Source organism: Riemerella anatipestifer (assembly GCF_009663465.1).
Classification (GTDB): Bacteria; Bacteroidota; Bacteroidia; order Flavobacteriales; family Weeksellaceae; genus Riemerella; species Riemerella anatipestifer_C.
In genome coordinates, this window is sequence record NZ_QXHU01000003.1 from 242,968 (window position 1) to 244,820 (window position 1,853).

The 1,853-nt window shown below is 47.4% G+C and carries 1 pseudogene; it reads left to right on the forward strand.

Annotation, left to right across the window (positions count from 1 at the left end):
• Positions 1-714: 714 nt before the first annotated feature.
• A pseudogene (locus D1003_RS05555) lies at positions 715-1,853 on the forward strand (hypothetical protein); the annotation flags it as partial.

The window sequence follows — 1,853 nt, forward strand, 5'->3', positions numbered from 1 at the left end:
GAAGAGCTACACGCGTACGCGTAGTATACTACTTTTTATCTAAATTTTTATCATCAATTATAAATAATGTGCCTCTAGCTTCCGTTAGGGGCATTTGGCATTTAGCACACGCTAAGTTTTGTTTTCATAAATATTCGCTAGAAGTCCGTCTTTTTCATAAGTTAAATTGGTTGTTTGGGTTTAGGGCTTCTAGTGTGCAGAGAGGATACCCTATTCTCTCTGTTTTAGCCTTCCTCCTCGTTTTGTGTGTGTTGAGAGGGGGGAGGTGTTTTCTCATTAGTTTCAGGTTTAAAGTTCAAAGTTTAAGGGGTAAGGGTTCAAGAGTTCAAGGTTTAAAGTTCAAATATTCAAGGTTGAATAAGCGTACCTATCCCTTAAACCTTAAACATAGAACCTTGAACAGCTTCAGCTCCTTGAACTTTAAACTTTTTTACAACTTAACCATTAGCAATTTTACAACTTCACAATTTCACAACCAACAACTAGCAATTAACAACTTAACATCTAACATCTATAAACTTTAACATTATGAAAAAAACTTTGTTATGTGCGGTATTTCTGCCTTTGGTGCTGAACGCACAGTATGAAGGGCGAGTGGGGGTGAATACCCAAGAGCCCAAAGCCACTTTGGAAGTGGCTCCCAATGAGAGCCTTCCTAAAGAGCGAGCGAAGGGTCTTCTCATTCCCCGATTGACTTTGGAAGCCGTGTCCCACATGACCTTGACGCCCGACCAGCACTCGATGTTGGTGTTTGTGAAGGACGTGAACCCCACTGGCGGTATGGGAGGTGGCAAGATTACGGGGATTACCGATGTGGGGTATTATTACTACAGCCAAGAAACCCCTTCGTCTCCTGGAACTTGGGTCAAGCTGAATGCAGGCGTGCCTTTCAGCCTTCCTACTGGTACAGCGGACGGTCAGATTTTGACTTGGGACGCCGCTGCCAACCAATACGTTTGGCGGACTAAAACCACTCTTTACGAAGCCGACGGTACTTTGGCAACCGACCGTACGGTGTCGAATTTAGACCGCAAACTTACCATCACGGGCGATGCCCAAGTGTTGATTACGGGCGGCAACCGTTTGGGGCTTCGGGTGTCCGATGTCCACCCGTCGGCGGTAGCGCAGTTGGGTAAAGATTCGGGCGAAACGGGCGGTGTGTTGTTCCCCACTTTAGCCGAAGCTGAAAAAACAAACATTATCTCTCCAAAAGAAGGGTTGATGATTTACAACAAAGACAAACATTGTTTGGAGATTTACACCCTTGGGGTGGGTTCTGTTCCCGAGTGGCGTTGCGTGTCAAACGCGGCGGTTAATGTCAGTGTGTCGTTTGATGCCTTCGAGGGCAGTTATGTTACCACGCAAGCCTTTAATGCCGCGAATGTTGTTAAGTTTTCGGTCATCAACAACTCGTTCAACTCTGTGGGACCGTTAGACTTTAGTGCTGCGGTAAGTTTAAACGGTACACCTGCGGAGGTGGCCAATGGGCTTACGGTAGTGGGAGATTCTAACACAACGAATGTAACCATTACCCCAGGGCAGTCGCGTGTGCTGACCTATAAACTCTCGGGAACCCCCACTGCGGCAGGGACACTCACGGCGAACTTCAGCCGTTTGGGCTTATCGGGTAGTGGCAGCACGCAAGTGGTAACCGCCGCCGCCCCTACGCTGAAAACGATGGCGTTTAACGCTTCTGGTTCTTGGATTAGAGGGAAGGCAATGGATGCCGATAACTACATCACCGTTGAAATTGAGAATACGGGTGGGGCAACGGCAAGTGGTCTCAACCTGTCTAATGCCATCAGCCTAAGCCAGCTTTCGGGCATTAGTGTCGTCCCTAACCAGCATTCTTC